The organism is Candidatus Poriferisodalis sp., assembly GCF_965237655.1.
Taxonomy (GTDB): domain Bacteria; phylum Actinomycetota; class Acidimicrobiia; order Acidimicrobiales; family Poriferisodalaceae; genus Poriferisodalis.
The window spans coordinates 396,363-418,683 of the sequence record NZ_CBDEGB010000002.1; the positions used below are offsets into that span (position 1 = coordinate 396,363).

20 protein-coding genes are annotated in these 22,321 nt (G+C 64.7%); 15 read left to right on the top strand and 5 right to left on the bottom strand.

Translation table 11 applies throughout. From position 1 onward, the window contains the following. Positions 1-28: 28 nt before the first annotated feature. Positions 29-1,666: a Ppx/GppA phosphatase family protein gene (locus ACPXYO_RS09855; RefSeq protein ID WP_423919648.1), complete on the bottom strand. Its 1,638-nt coding sequence runs from the start codon at positions 1,664-1,666 to the stop codon at positions 29-31. A 73-nt stretch (positions 1,667-1,739) separates the two neighbouring features. On the opposite strand from ACPXYO_RS09855, the gene ACPXYO_RS09860 reads away from it, so the two are divergent. Next, on the top strand, positions 1,740-2,150 hold the full coding sequence (locus ACPXYO_RS09860) for an acyl-CoA thioesterase (RefSeq protein ID WP_423919651.1): 411 nt from the start codon (positions 1,740-1,742) through the stop codon (positions 2,148-2,150). Positions 2,151-2,274: 124 nt separating this feature from the next. Here the strand turns inward: ACPXYO_RS09860 and ACPXYO_RS09865 are convergent, their stop codons facing one another. Next, on the bottom strand, positions 2,275-3,060 hold the full coding sequence (locus tag ACPXYO_RS09865) for an SDR family oxidoreductase (RefSeq protein ID WP_423919654.1): 786 nt from the start codon (positions 3,058-3,060) through the stop codon (positions 2,275-2,277). 36 nt (positions 3,061-3,096) lie between these two features. Between ACPXYO_RS09865 and ACPXYO_RS09870 the strand changes: the two genes are divergently transcribed. Then, the gene (locus ACPXYO_RS09870) at positions 3,097-3,894 is read left to right on the top strand and encodes a zinc-dependent alcohol dehydrogenase (RefSeq protein WP_423919657.1); all 798 of its coding nucleotides are present in this window, start codon (positions 3,097-3,099) and stop codon (positions 3,892-3,894) included. Between the two features lie 65 nt (positions 3,895-3,959). Here the strand turns inward: ACPXYO_RS09870 and ACPXYO_RS09875 are convergent, their stop codons facing one another. Then, on the bottom strand, positions 3,960-4,202 hold the full coding sequence (locus tag ACPXYO_RS09875) for a hypothetical protein (protein WP_423919660.1): 243 nt from the start codon (positions 4,200-4,202) through the stop codon (positions 3,960-3,962). A 215-nt stretch (positions 4,203-4,417) separates the two neighbouring features. Here ACPXYO_RS09875 and ACPXYO_RS09880 point away from each other — a divergent pair, with 215 nt between their 5' ends. From ACPXYO_RS09880 to ACPXYO_RS09895, 4 genes are all read left to right on the top strand, one after another. Beyond that, positions 4,418-5,968 (top strand): acyl-CoA carboxylase subunit beta, encoded by a 1,551-nt coding sequence (locus ACPXYO_RS09880; RefSeq protein WP_423919662.1) that lies wholly within the window; start codon positions 4,418-4,420, stop codon positions 5,966-5,968. A 90-nt stretch (positions 5,969-6,058) separates the two neighbouring features. Beyond that, positions 6,059-7,309 carry an acyl-CoA dehydrogenase family protein gene (locus ACPXYO_RS09885; RefSeq protein WP_423919664.1) on the top strand — a complete coding sequence of 417 codons (1,251 nt, stop codon included), beginning with the start codon at positions 6,059-6,061 and terminating at the stop codon, positions 7,307-7,309. 10 nt (positions 7,310-7,319) lie between these two features. Beyond that, positions 7,320-8,090, top strand: coding sequence for an SDR family oxidoreductase (locus ACPXYO_RS09890; RefSeq protein ID WP_423919666.1), 771 nt, complete (start codon positions 7,320-7,322; stop codon positions 8,088-8,090). A gap of 43 nt (positions 8,091-8,133) precedes the next feature. After that, complete coding sequence (locus tag ACPXYO_RS09895; RefSeq protein ID WP_423919669.1) at positions 8,134-8,565, top strand: hypothetical protein; 432 nt, start codon at positions 8,134-8,136, stop codon at positions 8,563-8,565. A gap of 3 nt (positions 8,566-8,568) precedes the next feature. On the opposite strand, the gene ACPXYO_RS09900 is transcribed toward ACPXYO_RS09895, so the two are convergent. Beyond that, positions 8,569-9,390 carry an alpha/beta fold hydrolase gene (locus ACPXYO_RS09900; RefSeq protein WP_423919672.1) on the bottom strand — a complete coding sequence of 274 codons (822 nt, stop codon included), beginning with the start codon at positions 9,388-9,390 and terminating at the stop codon, positions 8,569-8,571. Continuing rightward, complete coding sequence (locus ACPXYO_RS09905) at positions 9,387-10,379, bottom strand: crotonase/enoyl-CoA hydratase family protein (protein WP_423919675.1); 993 nt, start codon at positions 10,377-10,379, stop codon at positions 9,387-9,389. The genes ACPXYO_RS09900 and ACPXYO_RS09905 overlap by 4 nt, the downstream gene beginning before the upstream one ends. A gap of 221 nt (positions 10,380-10,600) precedes the next feature. On the opposite strand from ACPXYO_RS09905, the gene ACPXYO_RS09910 reads away from it, so the two are divergent. The 9 genes from ACPXYO_RS09910 to cas4g/cas1g all read left to right on the top strand — a co-directional run bounded on the left by ACPXYO_RS09910 (position 10,601) and on the right by cas4g/cas1g (position 22,320). Further along, positions 10,601-10,780, top strand: a complete 180-nt coding sequence (locus ACPXYO_RS09910; RefSeq protein ID WP_423919678.1) for a hypothetical protein — start codon at positions 10,601-10,603, stop codon at positions 10,778-10,780. A gap of 162 nt (positions 10,781-10,942) precedes the next feature. Continuing rightward, complete coding sequence (locus ACPXYO_RS09915) at positions 10,943-11,929, top strand: transposase (RefSeq protein WP_423919681.1); 987 nt, start codon at positions 10,943-10,945, stop codon at positions 11,927-11,929. Then, entirely contained in the window at positions 11,929-12,699 is a 771-nt protein-coding gene (locus ACPXYO_RS09920) for a nucleotidyl transferase AbiEii/AbiGii toxin family protein (RefSeq protein ID WP_423919683.1), read from the top strand. Before ACPXYO_RS09915 ends, ACPXYO_RS09920 begins: the two co-directional genes overlap by 1 nt. A gap of 41 nt (positions 12,700-12,740) precedes the next feature. Continuing rightward, positions 12,741-12,974 (top strand): hypothetical protein, encoded by a 234-nt coding sequence (locus tag ACPXYO_RS09925; protein WP_423919685.1) that lies wholly within the window; start codon positions 12,741-12,743, stop codon positions 12,972-12,974. 895 nt (positions 12,975-13,869) lie between these two features. After that, a complete protein-coding gene (gene cas7g, locus ACPXYO_RS09930) occupies positions 13,870-15,096 on the top strand; it encodes a type I-G CRISPR-associated RAMP protein Csb1/Cas7g (protein WP_423919688.1) in 1,227 nt (408 codons plus the stop codon). Beyond that, entirely contained in the window at positions 15,093-16,787 is a 1,695-nt protein-coding gene (csb2, locus tag ACPXYO_RS09935; RefSeq protein ID WP_423919691.1) for a type I-G CRISPR-associated protein Csb2, read from the top strand. The genes cas7g and csb2 overlap by 4 nt, the downstream gene beginning before the upstream one ends. Next, complete coding sequence (gene cas3g / locus ACPXYO_RS09940; RefSeq protein WP_423919694.1) at positions 16,777-19,782, top strand: type I-G CRISPR-associated helicase/endonuclease Cas3g; 3,006 nt, start codon at positions 16,777-16,779, stop codon at positions 19,780-19,782. Before csb2 ends, cas3g begins: the two co-directional genes overlap by 11 nt. After that, a complete protein-coding gene (locus ACPXYO_RS09945; protein ID WP_423919697.1) occupies positions 19,779-20,687 on the top strand; it encodes a type I-G CRISPR-associated protein, Cas3-extension family in 909 nt (302 codons plus the stop codon). Before cas3g ends, ACPXYO_RS09945 begins: the two co-directional genes overlap by 4 nt. Then, positions 20,680-22,320, top strand: coding sequence for a CRISPR-associated endonuclease Cas4g/Cas1g (cas4g/cas1g, locus tag ACPXYO_RS09950; RefSeq protein ID WP_423919700.1), 1,641 nt, complete (start codon positions 20,680-20,682; stop codon positions 22,318-22,320). The genes ACPXYO_RS09945 and cas4g/cas1g overlap by 8 nt, the downstream gene beginning before the upstream one ends. Position 22,321: the final 1 nt, after the last annotated feature.

A 22,321-nucleotide genomic window follows, 5' to 3' on the forward strand; every position in this document is an offset into this window, starting at 1 on the left:
CTTGGATCGGGCGGCTTGTGCGCTGGCTTCAGTGCTGGCTGGCGGGTTCGGCAGGCGCCGCTGCTTTGCTGGCGGCCAGACCATTTGTCGGGTGCACTGCCTTGCCTGTCTCCGCGACCTCGAGCTGGATCACCACCGTGCGTCCCGTGATGACTTCGAGCAGTGCGCTGCGGGCTCGGGCGGTGAACAGTTCCACCGAGGTATCGGCGCCTGGTGAGACCCGTGCTATCAGCCTGAGTTCATGGGGGGGCGCGTCCGCCACCCGCACGCGCGTCACGACCTGACGGTTGGAGCGGTCCAGGCCGATCGCCACCCGAAGCATTGCCGCCATCCACCGCACCTTGTTCTTGTCGGTCGAGCTCAGCGAGGCGAAGTCTGCGTGCTTGGACCTGGGCGCGCTCTTGCGGTGGTAGCGGGCCACCTGGGCGATGATCTCGATCTCGCGCTCGGTGAAGCCAGTCAGGTGCTCGCTGTTGCGGATGATGTAGTAGCTGTGGCGGTGGTGGGCGCTGTGGGAGATGAAGATGCCCACGTTGTGCAGCAATGAGGCTGCCTCGAACAGCTCCCGATCCTCATCGTCGAGCCCGTGCTGCGATCCCAGGCCGTCGAACAACTCGAGTGCCAGATCGGTGATGTGCTCGGCGTGCCCGAGGTCTTCGTGGTAGCTGTTCGCCACGTACATCACGCCTGAGCGCCGCAGATCCTCGAGGCGATGGAACGGGTCCAGCTGCGGCGCAGCGGTCCGCCGCATCTGCTCGAACAGGACGCCTTCGCGCAGTGCGTAGTCGGAGACCTCCATGCGCTTGATGCCGAGCAGCTTGAACGTCTGCTCCAGCAACAGCGCGCCGCCCACGATGATGTCTGCCCGGCGTTCTTCCAGCCCCTCGATAGCGAGGCGGTGCGCGGGTTCCGTGGCGTTTACGAGATCCGCGGTGAGCGAGCGAAGTTCCTTCGCCGTGAATGACAACCGCCCGGTACGACTGTCGCGATCGCCACGCCGGATCGCGCAAATGCGCGCAAGTGCCGCGATGGTTCCCGACGAGCCGACCGCGGTCTCGAAGCCAAGCTCCGCGATCTCGGACGGCAGGTGCCCGAGGAACGACTCGATGTAGATACGGCACTCCAGCACGGACTGCTCGCAGGTCCGACCTTCGGGAAAGAAGCGATCAGTCAGCCGGATCGAGCCCAGCTTCAGGCTGCGCAACAGCAGCGGTTCGGCGCCGTCGCCGATGATGAACTCGCTAGAACCGCCGCCGATGTCGATGAGCAAGTGGCGCTTGTCGAGCAACGGGACCGCCGCCAGCATGCCGAGGTGGATCAGCCGGGCCTCCTCGACACCGGACACCACTTCGATGTCCACTCCGGCCTCACTGCGGGCTCGCTTGGTGAACTCGTTGCGGTTGTCGGCCTCGCGCACAGCGCTGGTGGCCACCGCGGTGACGCTCGTCGCTCCGGCATGGGTAGCGATCCGTCGCATCCGGCCGAGCGTTTCGATGCCGCGATCCATGGCGTCGGGTTCGAGGCGCTTCATGTCTTCGCCGCCCGAGCCGAGCCGGATCGGCTCGCGCTCGCGGGTCAGGACCTCGAAATGGCCCTCGGCGTCGACGGAGGCGACGACGAGGTGGAACGAGTTCGTTCCCACGTCGATCGCTGCGATGACGCTCACGTACCGCAACGCTAGAGGGATCGGTGGGCGACCCGGAAGATGGCGGCGGTCGTTGCCCCCTAGCGTTGCGCCGATGGCGACCCACGCGACCACGATCGTGCCGCGCTTCGGCGAATTGGACCCGTATAACCATGTCAACCACGCGGTCTACGTGTCGTACTTCGAAGCGGCTCGATGCGTGGCGCTCGAGTCGGCCGACCTCGCGTTGCCGGACCTGTCAGATCAGAACGTGCAGATCGTGGTGACCAACCTCGAGGTGCGTTTCCGAGAACCTGCGACGGCGCGAGACACGCTGCGTGTCGAAACCGAGTTGGCGGAGCGTCGGCGCGCGAGCACGCGCTGGCAGCAGCGGATCATCCGCGAGGCCGATGACGCGGTGCTCGTGGAAGCCGACCTCGTCGCGGCGATCTGCGACAACGACGGCAAGCCCCGCCGTCCGCCCCCCGACCTGATGGGCAAGCTCGAAGCGCTGCTGGCCGGCTAGACGACGGGGGACAAGCCCCCGCAGTGCCGGTTGCGACGGCGGGTTGCTGTTTCGTCGCGCTCAGACGACGGGGGACAAGCCCCCGCAGTGCCGGTTGCGACGGCGGGTTGCTGTTTCGTCGCGCTCAGACGACGGGGGACAGCCCGCCGTCGATGTTGATGGCGGTGCCGGTGACGTAGCTGGCGGCATCGCTCGCGAGGAACAGGGCGAGGTTCGCGAACTCTTGGGCATCGCCCATGCGACCGGCGGGAATGCGGTCCCCGACCGCTGCGGTGAATTCGGTGAACGTGGTGCCGGCTCCCTCCCGCTCCCAGCGCGTACGCCACTGGTGAGTGACAAGCAGGCCGGTGATGAGCGCATTCACGAGGACACCGTCGGCAGCGAACTCCGACGCGAGCGCCTTGGTCATCGCCATGCCTGCCGCGCGGGTTGCAGCAGTCGGGCACGTCTGCGCGCTTGCGGCCTTCGCTCCGATGTTCAGCGAGTTGATGATGCGACCCCAGCCCTGGTGGCGCATGTGCGGCAGGCACAGCCGGCACAGCCGGATCGCGGAGAAGAGCTTCAGGTCGAAGTCGTCCTGCCAGTCGTCATCGTCGATCTCGAGAAACGGCTTGGCGTTCGATGTCCCGCTGTTGTTGACGAGGATGTCGATCGGCCCGCATGCGGCCACGGCCTCGGCATGCGCCCGAGCGACCTCTGAGGCCTGACGGATGTCAGCGGAGATCGCCGCATGGGCTGCATGGGGGTTCGCAGCCTGCAGTGCCGAAAGCGTCTCGTCGAGCACGTCGCGGTCGCGTGCCACCACCGCAACTGATGCACCCGCTGCGGCGAATGTCTCGGCCATGGCGCGGCCAAGACCCCGGCTGCCGCCGGTGATGAGGGCTGTGCGGCCGTCGAGTCTCAATTCCATGCGCGCACGATATGACGGGGCGCTGCTTCGCGCTATGTGCGGGCGCTGCCTCGCGCTTCGTCCGGTCGCTGCGCAGAGTGCCGAGCCGATCTCGGCGCGTACTGCTCGACGGCGCGCTCGTACTACATCGGTGCAAACGCGCCGGCCTCGGGCGGCTTCGCGCCGTTCATGGCAGCAAGCGCCGATCGACTGGTGCGGGTGCCCGACGAGCTCACCGACGACGACGCTGCAGTGATCGAGCCGGTCTCGGTGGCGCTGCATGCTGTACGCCGCAGCCGCATGCGCGCCGGCGATGTGGTGTGCGTTGTCGGCTGCGGCCCGATCGGCCTGCTGGTCGCCCAGTGCGCGCGCCTGGCAGGTGCCGGCAAGGTGATCGCCGTGGAGCCCGACGCCGACCGACGCAGGTTGGCGCTCGACACTGGTGCCGATGTGGCCGTCGAGCCCGGCGTACAGATGCGGGAGGCGGTGAACGAGGCGACGGGTGGCTTGCGGGCCGACATCGCCTTCGACTGCGCCGGCATCCCACAGACCATCCAGCAGTCGGTTGGCATGGTGCGTTACGGCGGCTCGGTCTGCATCGTGGGCGTGACCGGCAGCGATGCCACGATCCGTCCGAACCGCTGGCTGTTCAAGGAGATCTCGGTGGACACCTCACTGGCGTTCAGCCTTGATGAGATGCGGGCTGCGGCCAGCTTCATCGCTGACGGCCGCATCAGCGTCACCCCGCTCGTGAACGGCACGGTCACCCTCGACGAGCTGCCGCAGACGATCGACGATCTCGCCACGAAGCGCAACCCCGCCGTCAAACTGCTGGTTGACCCCACCGCCGGCTGATCTGGCTGCGCAACACGCGGTGCTCGGTCCAGGCGGGGTTCGCCCGAGATTGCTAGCCCGGCGGCCTAGACATCGTGCCCTCCGTTCATTTCGAGAATGTCCGCGAGTTCGTCCCAGAGCTTACGCGTGATGATCAGGATCGCAGCCTCTGAAACCCGCTGCTCATGCGCGCTTCGAGCTGCCGTTTTTGCGCTGTCGAGTGCGTCCAACACAGCGAGCGCCTCGTCGCGATTCAGCTCGATGGCACCGGGCAACCGAACGAACGGCGCATCCGCAGACACCGCTGAGACAGTCAATGGAAATGACATGAAAATCACTGTTGTTTTCGCAACGACCTGTCCACTTGGACACGAGAGCAGCAGCCCGACAGCAGCCAAACTCCGGGCAAGACACCTGCCAGAAGCAGCGCGCCCGCAAAGCACCTCGGCACTGCGCGTACCCTCAGGACACTTGGATCCTGCGGTCGCGTGTGAACGGCTGCGGTCCCATGACCCGAGGGGCGAAGGCAAGAAGAGGGGGCCGGATGGGCTGGGAGCCTGAGATTGCTGAGCTTCGGCGCCGGGAGGCGTTTGCCGAGGCGCTGGGCGGGCCCGACAAGGTCGAGCGACAGCACTTCTTCGGCAAGATGACCGTGCGCGAGCGCATCAACGCCGTGGCCGACAAGGGTTCGTTCCACGAGATCGGCAAGACCGCCGGCGTCGCGGAATACGACGATCATGGCAACCTCGTCCACCTGACGCCGTCGAACTTCATATTCGGCCTCGCCCGCATCGACGACCGTCCGGTCATCCTGTCCGGCGACGACTTCACAGTGCGGGGCGGCTCGTCGGACGCCACCATTCCAGAGAAGCGCAACGCAGCCGAGTCCATGGCCTACGAAATGCGGCTGCCGCACATCCGGCTGGTGGACGGCATGGGCGGCGGTGGATCAGTGAAATCCATCGAGATGGCGGGCCGCACGTACATCCCCGAGCTGCGCGGCTGGGACACCATCGTGAACCACCTCTCAGTGGCGCCGTCGGTGTCGCTGGCATTGGGCTCGGTTGCGGGCATCGGCGCCGCCCGGGTGGCTACGGCGCACTACTCGGCGATCGTGCGCGACACCGCGCAGATGATGATCGCCGGACCGGCCTTGGTGGAGCAGGCGTCACTGGGCGACCACGGCAAGGAAGAGCTGGGCCACGCCGACATTCACACCGCGAACGGCGCCATCGACGACGTGGTCGGCAGTGAAGCCGAGGCGTTCGAGCGCGCACGGCAATTCCTGTCGTACCTGCCCTCGAACATCGACGAGCTGGGAGAGCGCGTGCTCAGCGGCGACAGCCCGCAGCGCCGTGACGAGGAGCTGATCTCGATCGTGCCCCGCGAGCCGCGGCGGGTCTACAAGATGCGCTCCATCATCGAATCGGTGTTCGACCAGGGCAGCTTCTTCGAAATCGGGAGCCGTTGGGGACGCTCGATCATCACCGGCCTTGCTCGCCTCGACGGCTGGCCGGTGGCGGTGTTCGCTGAGGATCCCTACGTGTACGGCGGCGGCTGGACTGCCGATGGATGCCGCAAGCTGATCCGCCTGCTCGACACGGCCTCCACGTTCCATCTGCCGGTCGTGCACCTTGAGGATTGCCCAGGCTTTCTCATCGGCAAGGAGTCCGAGGAGAGCGGCACCATCCGGTTCGGATCGGCTGCGCTGGCGGCCCTCGGGCAGTTGACCGCTCCGTTCGCGTGCGTGGTGATCCGCAAGGCCTTCGGTGTCGCGGGCGCCGCCAACAACAAACCCGGCGCGCGCAGCTTCCGCTTCGCCTGGCCGTCGGGCGACTGGGGTTCGCTGCCGATCGAGGGCGGCATCGAAGTCGCCTACAAGCAGGACCTCGCCGACAGTGAAACGCCCGACGAGCTCCTGGAAGACATACGCGAGCGGTTGAACCTGGTGCGCTCGCCGCATCGTTCGGCGGAGTTCTTCGAGGTCGAGGAGATCATCGACCCTCGCGACACCCGCCCGCTGCTGTGCGAATGGGCAGATCTGGCCCGCCGCTCGCTGCGGCCCGGGCCAAGTACGTTCGGCTACCGGCCGTAGCCGAACCATTGGGCACGGCGGTTATAGGCCCGGAGCCATCGCAACCAGCCGCGTGGCAGACTCAGCGGCGAGCAATAGGGGAGCGCGACCATGGATCCCACATACACCGAAGAGGCGGAGGACTACCGGGAGAAGATCCAGGCGTTCCTGGCCGAGCACCTACCGCCCAACTGGGGCGGAATGGGCGATCTCTCCGAGGAGGCCCGGGAGCAGTTCGTCGAGGAGTGGCGTGCGCTCTTGTCCGAGAACCAGTTGCTGGCTGTGTCGTGGTCGATCGAATATGGCGGCGCCGGGCTCAGCGAGGTGGAGGGTGTCGTGCTCGCCGAGGAGTTCTTGAAGGCAGGCGTGCCGACGGGCGGTGACAACGACGGCTTCAGCATCACGATGGTGGGCAACGCCATCATCGAGTGCGGCACAGAGGAGCAAAAGCGCCACTTCCTGCCCAAGATCATCTCCGGCGAGCACCGTTGGTGTCAGGGCTACAGCGAGCCCGACAGCGGCTCGGATCTCGCCAACCTGGGCACTCGCGCCGTGCTCGATGGAGATGAGTGGGTCATCAACGGCCAGAAGATCTGGACCTCCAGCGGCCACACGGCCAACTGGATCTTCGTGCTGTGCCGGACGAACCCCACCGAGGCCAAGCACCGTGGCATCTCGTTCCTGCTGGTCCCGGTGGATCAGCCCGGCGTCGAGATGCGCCCGATTATCAACATCAACAACCGGCACGACTTCAACGAGGTGTTCTTCACGGACGCCAAGACGGCGAAGGAGAACGTGGTCGGCGACGTGAATGACGGCTGGCGGGTGGCGAACGTGCTGCTCGGCTTCGAGCGAGGCCACGGGGCCACCACCGACGCGCTCCGGTTCCGCAACGAGCTGGACCGAGTCACTGCGGTCGCCGTCGAGCGGGGGGTAACCGACGATCCGCTGGTGCGTCAGAAGCTCGCGCAGGCCCACTGCAAGGTCGAGATCATGAAGTGGATGGGCCAGCGCAACGTCACCAACGTGCTTGCCGGCAATGCGCCTGGGCCGGAATCGTCGCTGCACAAGCTGCTGTGGAGCGAGTACCACCACTGGCTCACTGAGTTCTCGCTGGAGATTCTGGGCATGGAAGCCACTGCCCCGAGCGGCCATCCGGCGGTGAACGGCATCAACACCGACGCGGTCGGCGCAGAGTTCTCCTCGCTCTCATGGGTGCAGACCTTCATGGGCGCGAGGCCGGGGACGATCTACGCCGGCACGTCCGAGGTGCAGCGCAACATCGTGGGCGACCGGGTGCTCGGACTGCCGCGTGAGCCGCGCGCCGACGGCGGTCCGTGGAACCAGATCGGCAGGAACTAGGGGACTGAGCATGGAATTGCGACTGGATGGCAAAACCGCACTGGTGACCGGCGGCTCGGCTGGCATCGGCAAGGGCATCGCGAAGTCGTTCGCTGATGCTGGCGCGAACGTGATGATCACGAGCCGCAAGGCCGACAAGTGCGAGGCCGCTGTTGCCGACATTGGCGGCGAGTGCGATTACATCGCCTCGCACATCGGCCATCTCGATCAGGCCGAGCGTGTGATGGGAGAGACCATCGAGCACTTCGGATCGCTGGACATCCTTGTCAACAACGCCGCGACCAACCCGTGGGCCGGTCCGATGGTCGATTGCGACGTTCCGCGGCTCGACAAGACCTACGAAGTGAACCTGCGGGCGCCGTTGCAGTGGACCCAGACGGCGTGGCAGATGTGGATGTCCACCCACGGCGGCTCGATCATCAACATTGCCTCGGTCGGCGGGCACCACACCTCCGAAGCGCTGGGCGTCTATTGCATGTTCAAGGACGCGCTCATGCACATGACCCGCCAACTCGCAGCCGAGTTGGGTCCCAATGTGCGGGTCAACTGCATCGCCCCGGGGCTGATTCGCACCGATTTTGCGCGAGTGCTCTGGGATGGGCCGCGCGGGAAGATAATCGCGAACCAGCTGCCGATGAAGCGGCTCGGCGAGCCGTCTGACATCGGCGAGGCGGCACTGTTTCTCTCGGCGGCCGCGACCTGGCTGACCGGGCACGTCATGGACATCGATGGCGGCGAGTGCGTGAAGATCTCGGGCGACCTGCCGCTCGAAGAGGGCTAGCAACGGTCCGGAAACACGCACGAGCGGCGGCATCATCAAGGTGATGCAGTCCACGAACAAGGCGCCGCTGCGCCCGAATGGCGCTCGATTTCCGCTGCTGATTCTGGCGGCGTGGACCGTGGCGATCTGGTTGACTCGCATCGTCAACGTCGCCCAAGCGGGCGACCTCGGCTTCGGGGGAACGCTGTGGCGCGTGCTCGTTGCCCTCATGTTTGTGAATCTCGGGCTCGCGACGCTGGTCTGGGCTGTCTCAGGCAAGTTCGGCCCGAGGTGGTTCGTGATGCTGGCAACGCTGTCGGTGCTCTACTGGCCCTTACGCAGCGCGCAGCTCTGGGCCGACAGCACGCAGACCACCGGATTCAAGCTTGTGCACACCGCGCTGATGCTCGTCACCATTGCGGCCGTGGCGCTCGCAGTCTGGGCGGTTCGCCGCGCTCGCCGGCTCCCGCCCGACGCTTCGCCTACCTCAGACTGAACTTCAAGAAGTCCCAGCGAATGCGGGAAGGGTCGCGAGCCACGCTGCGACAGCCCGAGGGTCCTCGACCATGGCGTTGTGGCCGAGGCCGTAGAACACGTGCGGTGTTGTGACCCCGGCGGCGAACGGGTTTGTCGCGGCAGTCGCGGCCAGGTCGTCGTGATGATCGGGGGCGGCGAGCGGATCGTGCTCTCCCAGCGCCATCACCACCGGGCACTTAGCTGCGGGCAGCAAGCCCGTCATTTCCGGCGGGCCGACGCCGACCGTGGCGGGATCCTGGGTGGTTCTCCAGAGCGAATCGGCGCCTACTGCGCCTGAGGCCTGATCGGCGATCACACCTGAGTCGATCGTTGCCGCGAGACGCGGGTCATCAGGTGCGAACACGCCAAATAGACCCGACAGCTTCATGAACCACTCGACGGCGCTGTCCCGGTCTTCGAACATGCGCGGCGGCCGCGCAGCGAGGTCGCCGATGCGGGACAGCTCCTCGTCGGACCAGCGCAGCTTCACCCCGATGGTGGCCACGTGCGTCGGCGGCGGTCCGAACCAGCCCGAGGCGAGTGCAAGCCCGACCGCACCGCCCATTGAGTGTCCGACGACCGCGTACGGCCCCCGGCCGTGGTCACGCTGCAGCGCCTCGGCCACGTCGGCCGCCATCGCCCCGAACGAGTAGTGCCCACGCCACGGTGCCTCACCGTGCCCGCGAAAGTCTGGTGCGTAGACATCGCCGCCCCACAGCTCGGCCACGACGTCCCACACGTGCCGGTTGGCACCCAAGCCGTGCAGCAGGACCAGCGTCAGGCCGTCGCCCGCCTGCCCTCTCATCGCGGCCGTTCGCCGTAGTCGCCGTGGGGAGCATCCCGCTCAGCGATGACCTGGCGGAAGCCCTTCGTCTCGAAATCCTCCACCCAGCGGTAGGCCTCCTCGGTATGCCGAGTGACACCGTCGAAGAACGTGCCGAGCAGCTGACTCGTGCGTAGTCCCATGTTCTCGAACGCCTGGTTGATGAGCAGCTTGTTGAGCGCCAGCTGATTCGCGGGGATGTGCGCAAGCCGGCGGGCGAACGCCTCAATCTGCTCGCCGAGCTCGTCGGGCGGGTACACGTAGGCGACCAGCCCGATGCGATGGGCCGTCTCGGCGTCAATGGCGTCGCCCGACAGCAAGAACTGCTTGGCGTGCTCGAGGCCCAGGCGGTAGACCCACATCATCGTGGTGGGCGTGCCGTAGATGCGTGAGGCGGCATAGCCGATGTACGCATCTGAGGCCATGAACAGCAGGTCGCAGCACAGGATCATGTCGGTGGCTCCGCCGATTGCCCAGCCGTGGATCTGCCCCAGCACCGGCTTGGGGCATTCCCAGATCTTCATGAACCGCTTCACGTTGTGGCCCATGAACTGCCAGTCCCGGACAGGGTCCCAGGCACCCTCGCGCGGCTTCGGACCAGGAGCGCTGTAAGGGCTGCCCCACGAGTCGTACAGTTCCCCTGAACTCGATTCTCCAGTGCTCGCTGTCACATTGCCGTGGCTGCCGCCACGGGTGCTGCCCCCGCCCGGGTTGAGGTCATAGCCCGCCGTCAGCGTTGGGCCGCTGCCTCGGAGCACGATCGAGCGGACGTCCCTCGATGCCGTCGCCCGATCGATCCCGTCCGCCACCCCCGCAATGACGCCCTCGGTCAGCGTGTTCATGCGCTCGGGCCGGTTCAGCGTTATGAAAGCGACCGAGTCGGCCTCTTCGTACAGCACCACCGGCTCGCCGGTGCTGCCGCTTGCTGCCGCTCCTGCGTCGTCCCCAGCAGTTCCCATGTCTGCGTTCATGGCGCGGACGCTAGTTGTTAGCTCGTGGAGGGCTCAGGTAAGGGCGTTGACGGTCAGCAGCACCCAAGTGGTCAGCGTCAAACAGGCCACGGTGATCATCAGCGTCCGCATCGGCCTTGATGGCGAGGCAGTCGGAAATGCAGCTCCAAATCCTTGATAGGACCTGCTCCAAATCCTTTGGGAGAGCCTCTCCAAATTCTTGATTCGGCTAGCTCGAGAGCGTGGCGCCCCATGTTGACCGGCGGATGGCGAGGATCGTGTCGGATCGGCTTGCCGAGGAGCCGGAGGTGGCGCTCCAAGGGCCGCGTACCGTGGGCAAGTCAACGTTGCTGGCTGAGATCGCCCGCTGCCTCGAAGACCGGATCTTCGTGGTCCCGGCAGACCGCCTGTGGGATCCCTGAAGTCACGACACCATCACCGCCCCTGGGGTCCGAAGAACTGCTGAGGTCTCCGACCACCATCGACGGATCACGCAGAGTTGTTTATCGGTCGTCCGGCAAATGTGCGCTTGCATTGTTAGTCGCATTTGAAAGAAAAAAGCCCGGCAGTGCTAGAATGACTTCATGGAGGCCGCGGCCCTCGGTACGCCCGAAGTCCTGATCTGCGAAGCGCGATGGAATGGCCCCGTGCCGGCGTGCCCGCACTGCGGCGGCATGAGGTTGTCGGTGGTTGCCCCTGATGGCTCGGCGTGGACCAAGTGGCGCTGCGCGGCTTGTCGCAAGCGGTTCACCGCTGCGACCAGAACGCGCATGCACGCGACGAAGCTCTCCCCGGCCGATTGGCTCCGCATCGTCGAGATCGACACTCTCTTTGCGGCAACGATCGCTGCCGCAGTCAGCGTGTCGCTGGTGACCGCCCGCAAGATCGTGGCGCTGCTTGCGCCGGTGGCGGAATGCGGGAGGTCCGAGCGTCTCCAGTTCCTCGTGGCGGCTCGCTCGACGCGCCCGGCGTCGCAGGACGGGTGGCAGCGCGATCAGCTGTCGGTGATTCTGCGCGCACAAGACAATCCGCTGCGGTCTCTGAGCGCAGGGGCTAAGGCGACCATGAACGCGCTGCGAGCTCGGCCCTTCGGGGCTACTGCGGCGAAACTCGCGCATCTCAGTGGGGTGTCGTATGCACAGACGCTGCGCTGCTTGGCCTCGCTCGAAGAGCGTGGCTTCGCTGCAGGCTCACCCGAAACGATCAGCTGGGGCAACGGGACCAGGAAGGTGACGCTGTGGCGGCTGTCCTGGTCCGAAGGCTGCATGCGTGTCCTTGGGTACCTGCGTGAGGTTCCGACCCGGCGGCCCGACGATCTCGAAGATCGTGTTCCTGAGAGGTACTGGCACTGCTTCTGGTCCGGGGCGGCGGCCGAGACGCTTCGCATCTCTCAGCACGGTCTGCATATTGCAGAGACCATGATCGGGGGTCGGGATCCCTGTGCTCGAGCCTGGGCTCTGTCGAATCTTCCCATCAGCGTGCTGCGCGAGTGCCGCACGGTTCGAGGATGCGACACCGGCTTGACAGCCGAGATGATCGACGCCGAGATCACGAGACGCGTTGCAGCGTGATGAGCAGCCTCGACGACTTGGCCGAAGTCCTGCCCGAGAGCCTGCGGCGACTCTGGCCACTGGCCGCACAGTGCGCTGAGCAAACCGACGGCGTCTTGATGGGTGGCACGGCGGTCGCCATTCACTTGCAGCATCGAGTGTCCGAAGACCTCGACGTGATGACGCTGAGAGCGTTCTCCGGCAAGTCGATCGAGCGTCATCTCCGCGAGGCAGCGGAGTCTGTCGAGACCATCGAAGTGGCGAGCAACATGTTTCACGGGGTCGTCGACGGTGTGAAGATCGACGTGTTCCGAGCGCTGGCCAGCAACGATGTCGATCCCTCCCAGATGAGGTGGATCCAGCAGGGTGAAGAGATCAACGGAATGCGTGTCGGGTCCATTCCGGATCTGATGGCAACGAAGCTCGACGCCATCTTGCGCCGGGCGAAAATGCGCGACTACATCGACATTGCTGCGCTCGACCAGACCGGGGCATGCCGCTTGGAGACCGGGCTGACCTTCTACTGCCAGCGCTACGGATATGGCCATCCGCCCCATGTTCTCGGGCAGATCATCAGGCTGCTCGAATCGCCCGGCACTCTCCCGTCCGATCCCGGCTTCGGGCAGATGTGCGACGAGGCGCTGCAACACCTCGCCGCACGAGTGCCTGAGGTCCAGGACCACCTCGCTGACATGCGCGATCGAGCGGCGAACGAGATCGAATCAGCTGCGCTCAAGCGTGCTCGAGACGCTGGTGCCGAACCCGGCCGGCAATCCGACGGCGGCGATTAGCTGCCCCTGGCAGGCAAGCTGCGTGCGTTCAACGAGGCGCAATGGCCGCTTACACCGCAGACCTCACAGATCACGCGTGTGTGTCGTTGTCCTCGTCTGGTCCGCTGAGCCCGCGAAATGGGGTGGGAAGGCTCGATCTGCAGCGGCTCGACCAGCGTCGCGCGCAGGCGGTGCTGGATGCGATGGCTGAGGTGGACGTCGTCGGAGTCGATGCCCGCGGCGGCGCAGGAGTCGGTGACGTGGATCGCGACATCGGCAGCGGCCGTGGCAGGTGAGGACGGGACGTCGTGGTCAAAGCCGTCAAACGGGAGGTTGGCGGTGTAGGTACCGGCTTGGCGGCAGATGTGGACCTCAGAGATATCGATGCCGGCGGTAAGCGCGGTCTATGTGTTTTGCTCGTCCGAAGGCAGCCGCGCAACGAGATGTGCGATGTCGTGCTCGCGGTGCGGCGGGGTACCTAACGGCTTCAGTTCACGACGGTCCCACAGGTGTCACGGCGATGCTGGGTGGCCCCGTGCCTTGTTTTGCGTAGTGTGTGAGTCACATTTGCGGCGTGCAGTAATTTGTCACAGTCGCTTGATCTCTCGGCTGAATGCTACGGTAGAGGCCCAGCCAGCAGTTACCAAGGAGGTGAACATGCGAGCGGTACTCGGACGGTTCTCGATTGATGAAGTCTGCTGCGGCGGGGTTGTCGTGCGAGGGCTCTGCACAGAATCGCTTGAGGTCATCACCGACAGCGATGATTGTGATCTGGTTCAGTCACCAGCTCCAAGCACAAGCGTTTCTGGTGTCGGCTCGAGTTCAGGCCGCGTATCCGAGACTGCGCCTTATTTGTTCGCAATCTTGCTGCAACTGCTCGCCCGAGGCTGGGCCACGCTCTGGTGTATCGGGTGCGGTCACGCCGAACTTGCGTAGTTGGCCCACGCATCCGTGCAGTGGTGACTGCCGTTGCATGGGCTTTGCCCTTGCCCTCATTGAAGACGGAGTGTGTGGGTCACATCTGCTGCGCTGCGTCGCTGCTCGCCGGAAGATTTTTTTCGGCCTCCATTGTTTCGCAGCGGCGCCGCTTCAAAGCAGGACCCGCGTCGCGCGTTGGTATTCGTGTCACACCCCTCGTTCATAGTTGAAATCACTTGATTGGTGGCTTCGTGCCGCCGGAAAGGACAGCAAATGTCTGAGTTGACCTACGAGACACTGCGGGAGGCAGTGGCGGGCGGAGCAGTCGCGCTTCGTTCGATCCTGGGCCTGCAACCGGCTGACGGCAAAGGCGGGAAGGTGTTCCCGCCCACTTACGTTCCGTCAAGCGGTGCCGCGCACAAGTACGCGATCGAGGAGCGCCAGATCGGGGACAGCGTGGTTACCACCGTGCTGTTGGACTCGGTGGCTTCCCAGGCGAACCGTGCAGAGCTGGGTTTGCTCGAAGGCGCCGAGTCCGGGGAATTGGGGTTTCCCGTTGCGTACGTCGACTTCAGCGACGCCGAAGGTGTCGAGGACATCGGTCGGGTGACCGTGCTCGAAGCACCGCACCGGCTGGCCGATGCCATTTTCCGCGACAGTCTGCTCGATGGAACCTTGTTCCGACTGTCCGACGTGGGACGAGCCATTACCGACGCTCATCCGCGCAACGCAACTGCGATGTTCCGCTATGCGCCCACGGCGCTGCTGTTCGGCCAATGGGATTCCACGGGCCCGAAGGGCGGGCTTGGTGCGAAGTTCCAGCGGGCGTTCGTCTCTGAAATTGTCGGACTCGATGCGAAGCGCGGCAACAAGGTCGGGAGTCGCATCGATCCGCTGCAGATTGAGCGCAATGCGGCCACGGTCTATGAGCACAGCGACGCCGAGCAGCGGTGGACGCTCGAGAAGGAGGACGCAGCGCAGGAGAAGGGCAAGCCCAAGACTGCCGGTTCGGACGGACGTCCCTCCGAGGTAAATCACGGCAACATCGCTCCCTCGATCGATGAACTCGCCGGTGGTGTGACGATCTCGTCGGCGCGGCAGACCACGGTTCTGTCGCTTGCGGCGCTTCGCCGATTGGGCTTCGCGGGCGCCACCCGAGATGCTGCTGTTGAAGCCCGCACGTCTGTGGCAGCGCTTGGCGTAGCTGCGATGGCGTATGGGCACGAGATGGATTTCGACTTGCGCTCACGCTGCTTGCTGATCCCAGAGCACGCGCCATCGATCGAGATCGTTGGCCGAAACGGTGGGGCACCCGTGGTCGTCGACATCGACCGGGACGTAAGTGCCCGTTTGGTCGAACAAGCCGCTAGTGCTGCAGCCCGAGCAGGGATCGGCTGGGAGACCGAGGAGATCCGGCTGGTCCCGGCGCCGAAGCTGATTGAGTTGCTGCGTCGCAGCCGCGATGTGTCGGCACGCGAGGGCGTCTCGGAGTCGGCGTGATTGCCATCGAAGTGACGTTGTTGACGGGCCGATACGTCGCCACGGCGCATCACGATCGGCGCGAGCACGAGTGGCCGCCGCATCCAGCGCGCCTATTCGCGGCGCTCGTTGCGACATGGGCGGATTCCGATGATCCCGACCCCGTCGAACGCCATGCGTTGGAATGGCTCGAAGGCCAGCCTCATCCGGCGATAGCGGCGTCGCGGGACGAGGACGTGGCTGTACGTCGCGCCCTCAGTCACTTCGTGCCGGTGAACGACGCAGCAGTGATCGCCGGAGCGCAGTACCGGAACAAGGCCGCGCAGCTCGCAGAGCTCTTCGATCAGTACGAGGACGAGTTGGAGTCGTCGAAGGGTGAGTTGACCAGCCAGGCTGAGTCGCTCCGGGACCAAATGGACAAGAAGCGTGATGTCGGGTCGATCATCGCATCCGTCGGCAAGACGAATCCGGACTCGGCGCGGCAGATGCTTCCAGACGGACGCGGCAAGCAAGAGCGCCAATTCCCGTCGGTCACGCCCGCTGAGCCGAGAGTCGTCTACAGCTGGACGACATCGCCCGACTCGGAGGTCGCCGCCAGCCTTGACGGCTTGCTCGATCGGGTAGCCCGAGTCGGGCACTCGTCCTCGCTGGTGTCGTGCCGTCTCGTAGATGACGCGCCACGCCCGACGCTGCGGCCCGGCACCGGCACACGGATGTTGCGCGGCACTCAGCGGGGCCAACTCGAGGCACTGGAACAGATGCACCTCTTGCACGCTGGCGTTCGACCGCGTTCGCTGCCATTCGTCGGTGTGTCGTACGGCGACGCTGAGCCAGATGATGGCGAGACCGTCGCTCCACCGAAGCCTGACATGGCGGGCGAAATGATCGTGTTCGAGTTGCCGCCGTCACAGCGCCGACACCCGATGTCACGTACCGTCGAACTCACGGAAGCGCTACGAGGAGCGGTATTCCATCACGCGACTGATCCGCTACCCGAAGGCCTGAGCGGCCATCTGCCAGATGGAACCCCGACTCGCGATGACCACATCGCATTCCTTGTGCTGCCCTTCGTCGGCAGCGAACACGCCGACGGCCGCATCTTGGGGGTTGCTGTGATGTTGCCTGCAGGCCTCGATGCAGTTGCCAGGACAGCGACGCTTCGTTCTATCGGCAACTGGGAATGGGCTGAGCCAGAGCGTCGATGCCGAATCAAGCTGAGCGGCGGACGAGTGATCGATCTCGAGCGCAAGCAGCCGCCCCTCGAACTACGCGGTCTGAGACCTCATACGTGGTCACGAACATCGCGTGACTGGGCAACCGCGACGCCGATCGCATTGCCGAAGAACCCAGGCCGGCTAGCGCAGGGGTCCGCTGCGGCGCGCACACGGGCTTGGACAGCCGCGGAGGAACAAGTTCGCCAGTCGTGTCTGCACGTCGGGCTGCCCGAGCCCGAGCAAGTTGCCGTGTCGCTCAACCCATTCATTTCCGGGGCACGGCGCACAGCCGCGTACCCCCCATTTGTGCAAGGCAGCCGACGCGGCGAGGGTGTCCGGAGACGCTTGGTGCACGCCAGGGTGCGATTTGAGCAGGCCATCGAAGGTCCGGTCGTGCTCGGCGCGGGCCGCTTTCTCGGGATGGGCCTCATGCGGCCGATAGAGGGGCCGCCGACGCAGCATGACTCGGCACAGAGGCGAGATGGCCATGAGCAATGAGGGATTGTCGGCTGACGATTTCGCCGACTACTTCGAGGCCGTTCACGGGTATTCGCCCTACCCGTGGCAAGTGCGTCTGACCAGACAGGTGCTCGCGGACGAACGATGGCCCGATGTGATCGATCTGCCTACAGGCACCGGGAAGACGGCTGTGCTAGACACCGCAATTTTCACGCTTGCTGCGAAACCGAGCGTGTTTCCGAGGCGGGTCGTGTTCGTCATTGATCGGCGAATCGTTGTGGATCAGGTTTACGAGCGGGCTGCGTGCATCAGCGACAGCATTCGCGACGGGACGAGAAGGGTGCTGCTTCGAGTCAAGTCCGCGTTCGACAACGTCGCCACCGGATTGGATCAGCCAGTGGGTGTGTCCGCGCTGCGAGGTGGCATTCCGCTCGATCGCGACTGGGCCTCCCGGCCCGATCAGCCGTGGGTGATGGTGTCGACTGTCGATCAGTTCGGCTCCAAGCTGCTATTTCGCGGGTACGGCGTGAGCCAAGGGATGCGGCCGATTGACGCGGGTCTGGCAGGCAATGACTGCCTGGTCATCCTCGATGAAGTCCACCTGAGCCGGCCCTTCGTGAACACGCTGCGGGATGTGGACGCCCAGCAGACCGTCAACTCGTTCAACAAGACGTTGCTGCCGCGCAGACGGTCGATCGTCGAGATGTCGGCCACTCCGACGTCATCGCAGGGAACACGCTTCCAACTTGATGCGGCAGTTGACCTCGACGGTCTGAGCGATGAGAACGCGCGCCTGCGCCAAATCGCACGGGCAGCCAAGCGGGCGCAGTTGGTTCTTGTCTCGGGAAAGGCACCCCACGTCGCGTTGCCCAAAGAAGTCCTACGCATTGTCAAGGACGAGTTGCATGAGAACGAGCGCAGCGTCGGCGTCATCGTGAACCGCGTGCGCACGGCGCGTGAGATCCAGCGGGCTCTCAGCGAGGCTGGTGTTACAGCGCATCTCATCACTGGGCGGATGCGACCACTGGACCGCATGCGACGCTTGGAAGAAATCGCGACGCTGGTTGACCCTGACAAGCGAGATGCCAACGCAGGACGGACCGTCGTTGTGGCCACCCAGGCCATCGAGGTAGGCGCAGACTTCAGTTTTGATGCGCTCATCAGCGAGGCGTGTCCCGTCGACAGCCTGCGTCAGCGTGTCGGCAGACTTGATCGCCGAGGCACTCTCGCCGCTGATACAGGCAATCCAGCGCGCTGTTGGATACTCGGCTTGAATGGCGACATTGACGGCAAGCGGCCGGATCTCATCTACGGCGATGCAGTCCGCGCCACTTGGCGCGAAATGGAGAGTCGGGTTAACGACAGGCACATCGACGTCGGCCCCGCCAGCGATCAGCTTGACGGGTTCCCGGCTGACGCCAGCGCCCCTCGACGTGACGCACCGCTGTTGCTGTCGACGCACATGGAGGCGTGGGCACAGACCAGTCCTGAGCCGGTCGTGCAGCCAGATATTACCGATTTTCTCCACGGCTTCGATGAGAACCCGCCCGAGCCCGAGGTTTCGATCGCTTGGCGGTGGGATCGTTGCCTTGACGCGTTGAAGCTGGTGCCGCCACGACCGGCCGAGTATCTGTCGGTGCCGTTCTCGGCTGCGAAGGCATGGCTCCGAGGATCCGACGAAGTCATGACCGCTGACGTCGGCATTGCCGCCGCTGATTCAGCCGCAAGCAAGGGCAATGCTGGGTCTGACGAACCCGCGGGTCGCCACGTCTTGCGGCTCGCACGCAGAACGGACCAGGCCGGCAACGCCGAACCATTTGAGTACGTGCTGATCAGCGAGCTCGGGCCAGGTGACACCCTCATCGTGGACCCTGCCGATGGTGGTCTCACAGCAGGTACGTGGGATCCTCGCCACATCGACAACCCAGCTCCCGAGCAGGACTCCGACAGCGCGGGAGTTCAGTCCACAGACACCGTGAATGATCTTGGTGACGAAGCCCAATGGGCGTACGAAAGGTGTCGAACGCTGCGCCTCGACAAGCAGTTGGAGATGCAGTTGCACGAATGGCTGGATGCTGAGGCACCAGCAATGCCTCGGCCCACCAGCGGCGGCGAGCGGTCAGACGCAGATGCTGATATGCCGACCCAGTCGAGAGAAGAGCGAGTTAGCGCCTGGATCGCCGCGATTCACGACGCTGGCGTCGGCAATGCACCCGAGTGGTTCAGGGACACGCTGGGCTATCTCACCCAGCCAAGCCGCCGCCGTATCGAACTCGTCTTGCCGACCTCGGCAGATGATGCGGCGACCGGCGATCGCCGTCAGATCGAGGACTACTACGTGGTTGTCGAACGTTCGGTCGACCCAGCGACGTTCGGCGGCGAAGACGACGCGCCTTCGCTCACCGGCACGGGCATCGGCTTGCGCAGCCATCTTGACGGCGTCGGCGAGCTCGCGGACGAATTTGCAAACCGGCTGGGCCTGTCGGCACCGCTGGTTGGCGACCTTCGTTTGGCCGGCGAACTACACGACCTCGGCAAGGTCGATGAACGCTTTCAGGCCCAGATGACCGGCCACGATCCGGTCTGTGGCGAGGCTCAAGATGAGCCGTTGGCCAAGTCACTGCCAGGCGCGCGGACTCGACGAGGCGAGTGGCCGCCAGTTCGACACGAGGTCGCGAGCGTGGCATTGGTGCAGTCCGCCGAGGGACTGTTGGTTCGCGCCCACGACGTAGATCTCGTCTTGCATCTAGTCGCATCGCATCATGGCCGAGGTCGACCACTGCCTCACATCGTTGCGGACCCGAGCCCGCGAAAGTTGTCCTACGAATTCGACGGTGTCCAGATGAGCGTCTGGTCCGAATTCAGCGATTCGTCGCTTGCTTTGGACACGGCCGATCGCTTCTGGAAGCTGACGGCCAAGTACGGACACCACGGGCTTGCGTGGCTTGAAGCGATCTTTCGTCTCGCCGACCACCGCCAGAGCGCCCGAGAGAGTTCGCCGGCAACCGAGCCCCGCCCGGAGGCATCGTCATGACCGAGATCGAACTACCAAGCCTCGTCGGGAGCAATCCTCTCGGATTCCTTGCGGCACTAGGCGTTCAGGTGGCACTGGAACAGGCGGGGGAGTCGCCGACGTTGCAGTGGTCTGATACCGCAGTCCCGCATGCCGTCGTTCGCACCCGCGTCGGTGCGGCCGGGATTGCCGAGCGCGCCCATGACCTGGCGCAAGAGTGGCTCGACGGCCCTGCGCTCAGCGAGGATGTCGACCCGAAGCTGAAGCTGGAGAGTGATGCGATCGCCCGCTACCTCGGCGAAGCGCGAGCCGCGGGCACGGTGGGTGTACTCGCGACGTGTCTTGTAGCCGAGAACAGCCTCGACAACGGCGGGCGGGCCAAGCCGTCCGATTTCTATTTCACGGCTGGCCAAATGAAGTTCGTGACGATGGCGCGTGAGATCCTCTCTGAGACAACTCAGGGTGAAGTGATCGAGGACATGACCTCACCGTGGCGGTACGAGAGCAAGCGCTCCTCGTTGATGTGGGACGCCGTCGATGACCGGGATTATGCGCTGAGAGCGACGAACCCTTCCTCTGAGAAGAAGCTCACCAACCCAGGAGCGGAAATGCTTGCGCTCCTGGGCATCAGCCGGTATCCGTGCTTTCGATCGTCAAGCGGGACCGAGACGCAGGGGTGTTCTGGCAGTTGGAAGCGTGGCACGTTCACATGGCCGCTATGGGACGGTTGCGCCAAACCTGGTGCCGTCAAGGCCTTGTTGGCCCACGCTTCTGGGCACCAGGCAGACGACGGTCGTCGGCGCAATGAAGCGGTGTCGTATGCAGCATGGAGCGTCCTTCGGCTCATGCAATCGCAGATTCGTCGCAGCGACCAAGGGGGCTATGGAACGTTCGGGCCTGCGAAGGTGATCTGGCAGCGTGACTGAAGTACCTGATCTCGTTCCGGCCAGGATGGTCAACGAGTTCGTGTACTGCCCTCGGCTGTTCTACCTGGAGTGGGTGCAGAGCCGCTTCGAAGACAACGCCGACACAGTCCATGGCCGCTACGTGCATCGAGCTGTCGACCGGGGCGGAGGCCGGATGGGGGAGTCCTCCGAAGACGACCCGGTGCGCAATGCCCGCTCGGTGCTCGTGAGTTCCGAACGGCTGGGGCTCATCGCGAAGACCGACATTGTCGAGGGTGCGGACGGCAAGGTCGTTCCAGTCGAAGTCAAACGCGGCCGACCGCCCAAGCACGGACCCGCTTGGGAGCCCGAGCTGCAGCAACTGGCTGCGATAGGGCTGATCCTGCGAGACAACGGCTACGACTGCGATCAGGGACAATTCTACTTCAATGAATCACGCGAGCGCACAACGGTCGACTTCGATGATCGACTCCTGGAGCGAACACTCGATGTGGTGGAGAGACTGCGTGCCGTCGCAGCAAGAGACGAATCACCGCCGCCATTGGTGGATAGCCCGAAGTGTCCTCGCTGTTCGTTGGTCGGCATCTGCTTGCCCGACGAAACCAACTTCCATACCGGTCACGTCGACAAGGCTCCGAGGCGCTTGACACCGCGTGACTCGGAGGCTCGCCCGCTGTATGTGACCGAGCAAGGGGCTCGGCTGGGCGTCAACCAGCGCCGCGTGGAGGTCAAGGTCAACCGCGAAGTCGTCCGCAGCGACCGACTCATCGACGTGTCGCAGATCAATCTCAGCGGCAACGTTCAAGTTTCCACGCAGTTGCTGCACGCAGCATTCCGCGAGGACATCCCTGTGTGCTGGTTCAGCTATGGCGGCTGGTTCCAAGGAATAGCTCACGGAATGCCGTCCAAGCATGTCGAGCTGCGCCGACGCCAGGTTGCTGTAGCAGCGCAGGCGGGCCTGTCGCTGGCTCGTCAGATGGTGGTCGGCAAGATTCGCAACTCGCGCACACTGCTCATGCGCAATTCCCGTGCGCCGGTGGAGGCAGCAGCACAGCAGCTCAAAGATCTTGCGGCGAAGGCTGGCGAAACCGATTCGATCGAATCGCTGTTGGGCATCGAAGGCGCTGCGGCCCGCTCGTACTTCGGCAGCTTCGCAGCGATGCTGAAGGACGATCGTCTCGGCACATTCGACTTCTCCGGCCGCAACCGCCGGCCTCCCCGCGATCCTGTCAACTGCTTGCTGTCGTTCATGTACGCCTTGCTCGTCAAGGATCTCACGGCGGTCGTGTTCTCGATCGGCTTCGACCCGTACCTCGGCGTCTATCACCGGCCACGGTTCGGACGGCCAGCGCTCGCACTCGACCTCGCAGAGGAATTCCGGCCGATCATCGCCGAGTCAGTGGTCGTCAACGCGGTGAACAACGGTGAAGTGTCGAAGGAGGGATTCGTTGTGCGAGCAGGAGGTGTTGCTCTTGAACAGCCAACGCGACGAGCTGTGATCGCGGCGTACGAGCGTCGCCTCGACCATGAGATCACTCACCCCACGTACGGCTACAAGATCACCTACCGCCGAGTGCTCGAAGTGCAGGCTCGGATGCTCGCTGCATGCATGCTCGGCGAGATCCCTGAGTACGTTCCATTCACCACGAGGTAGG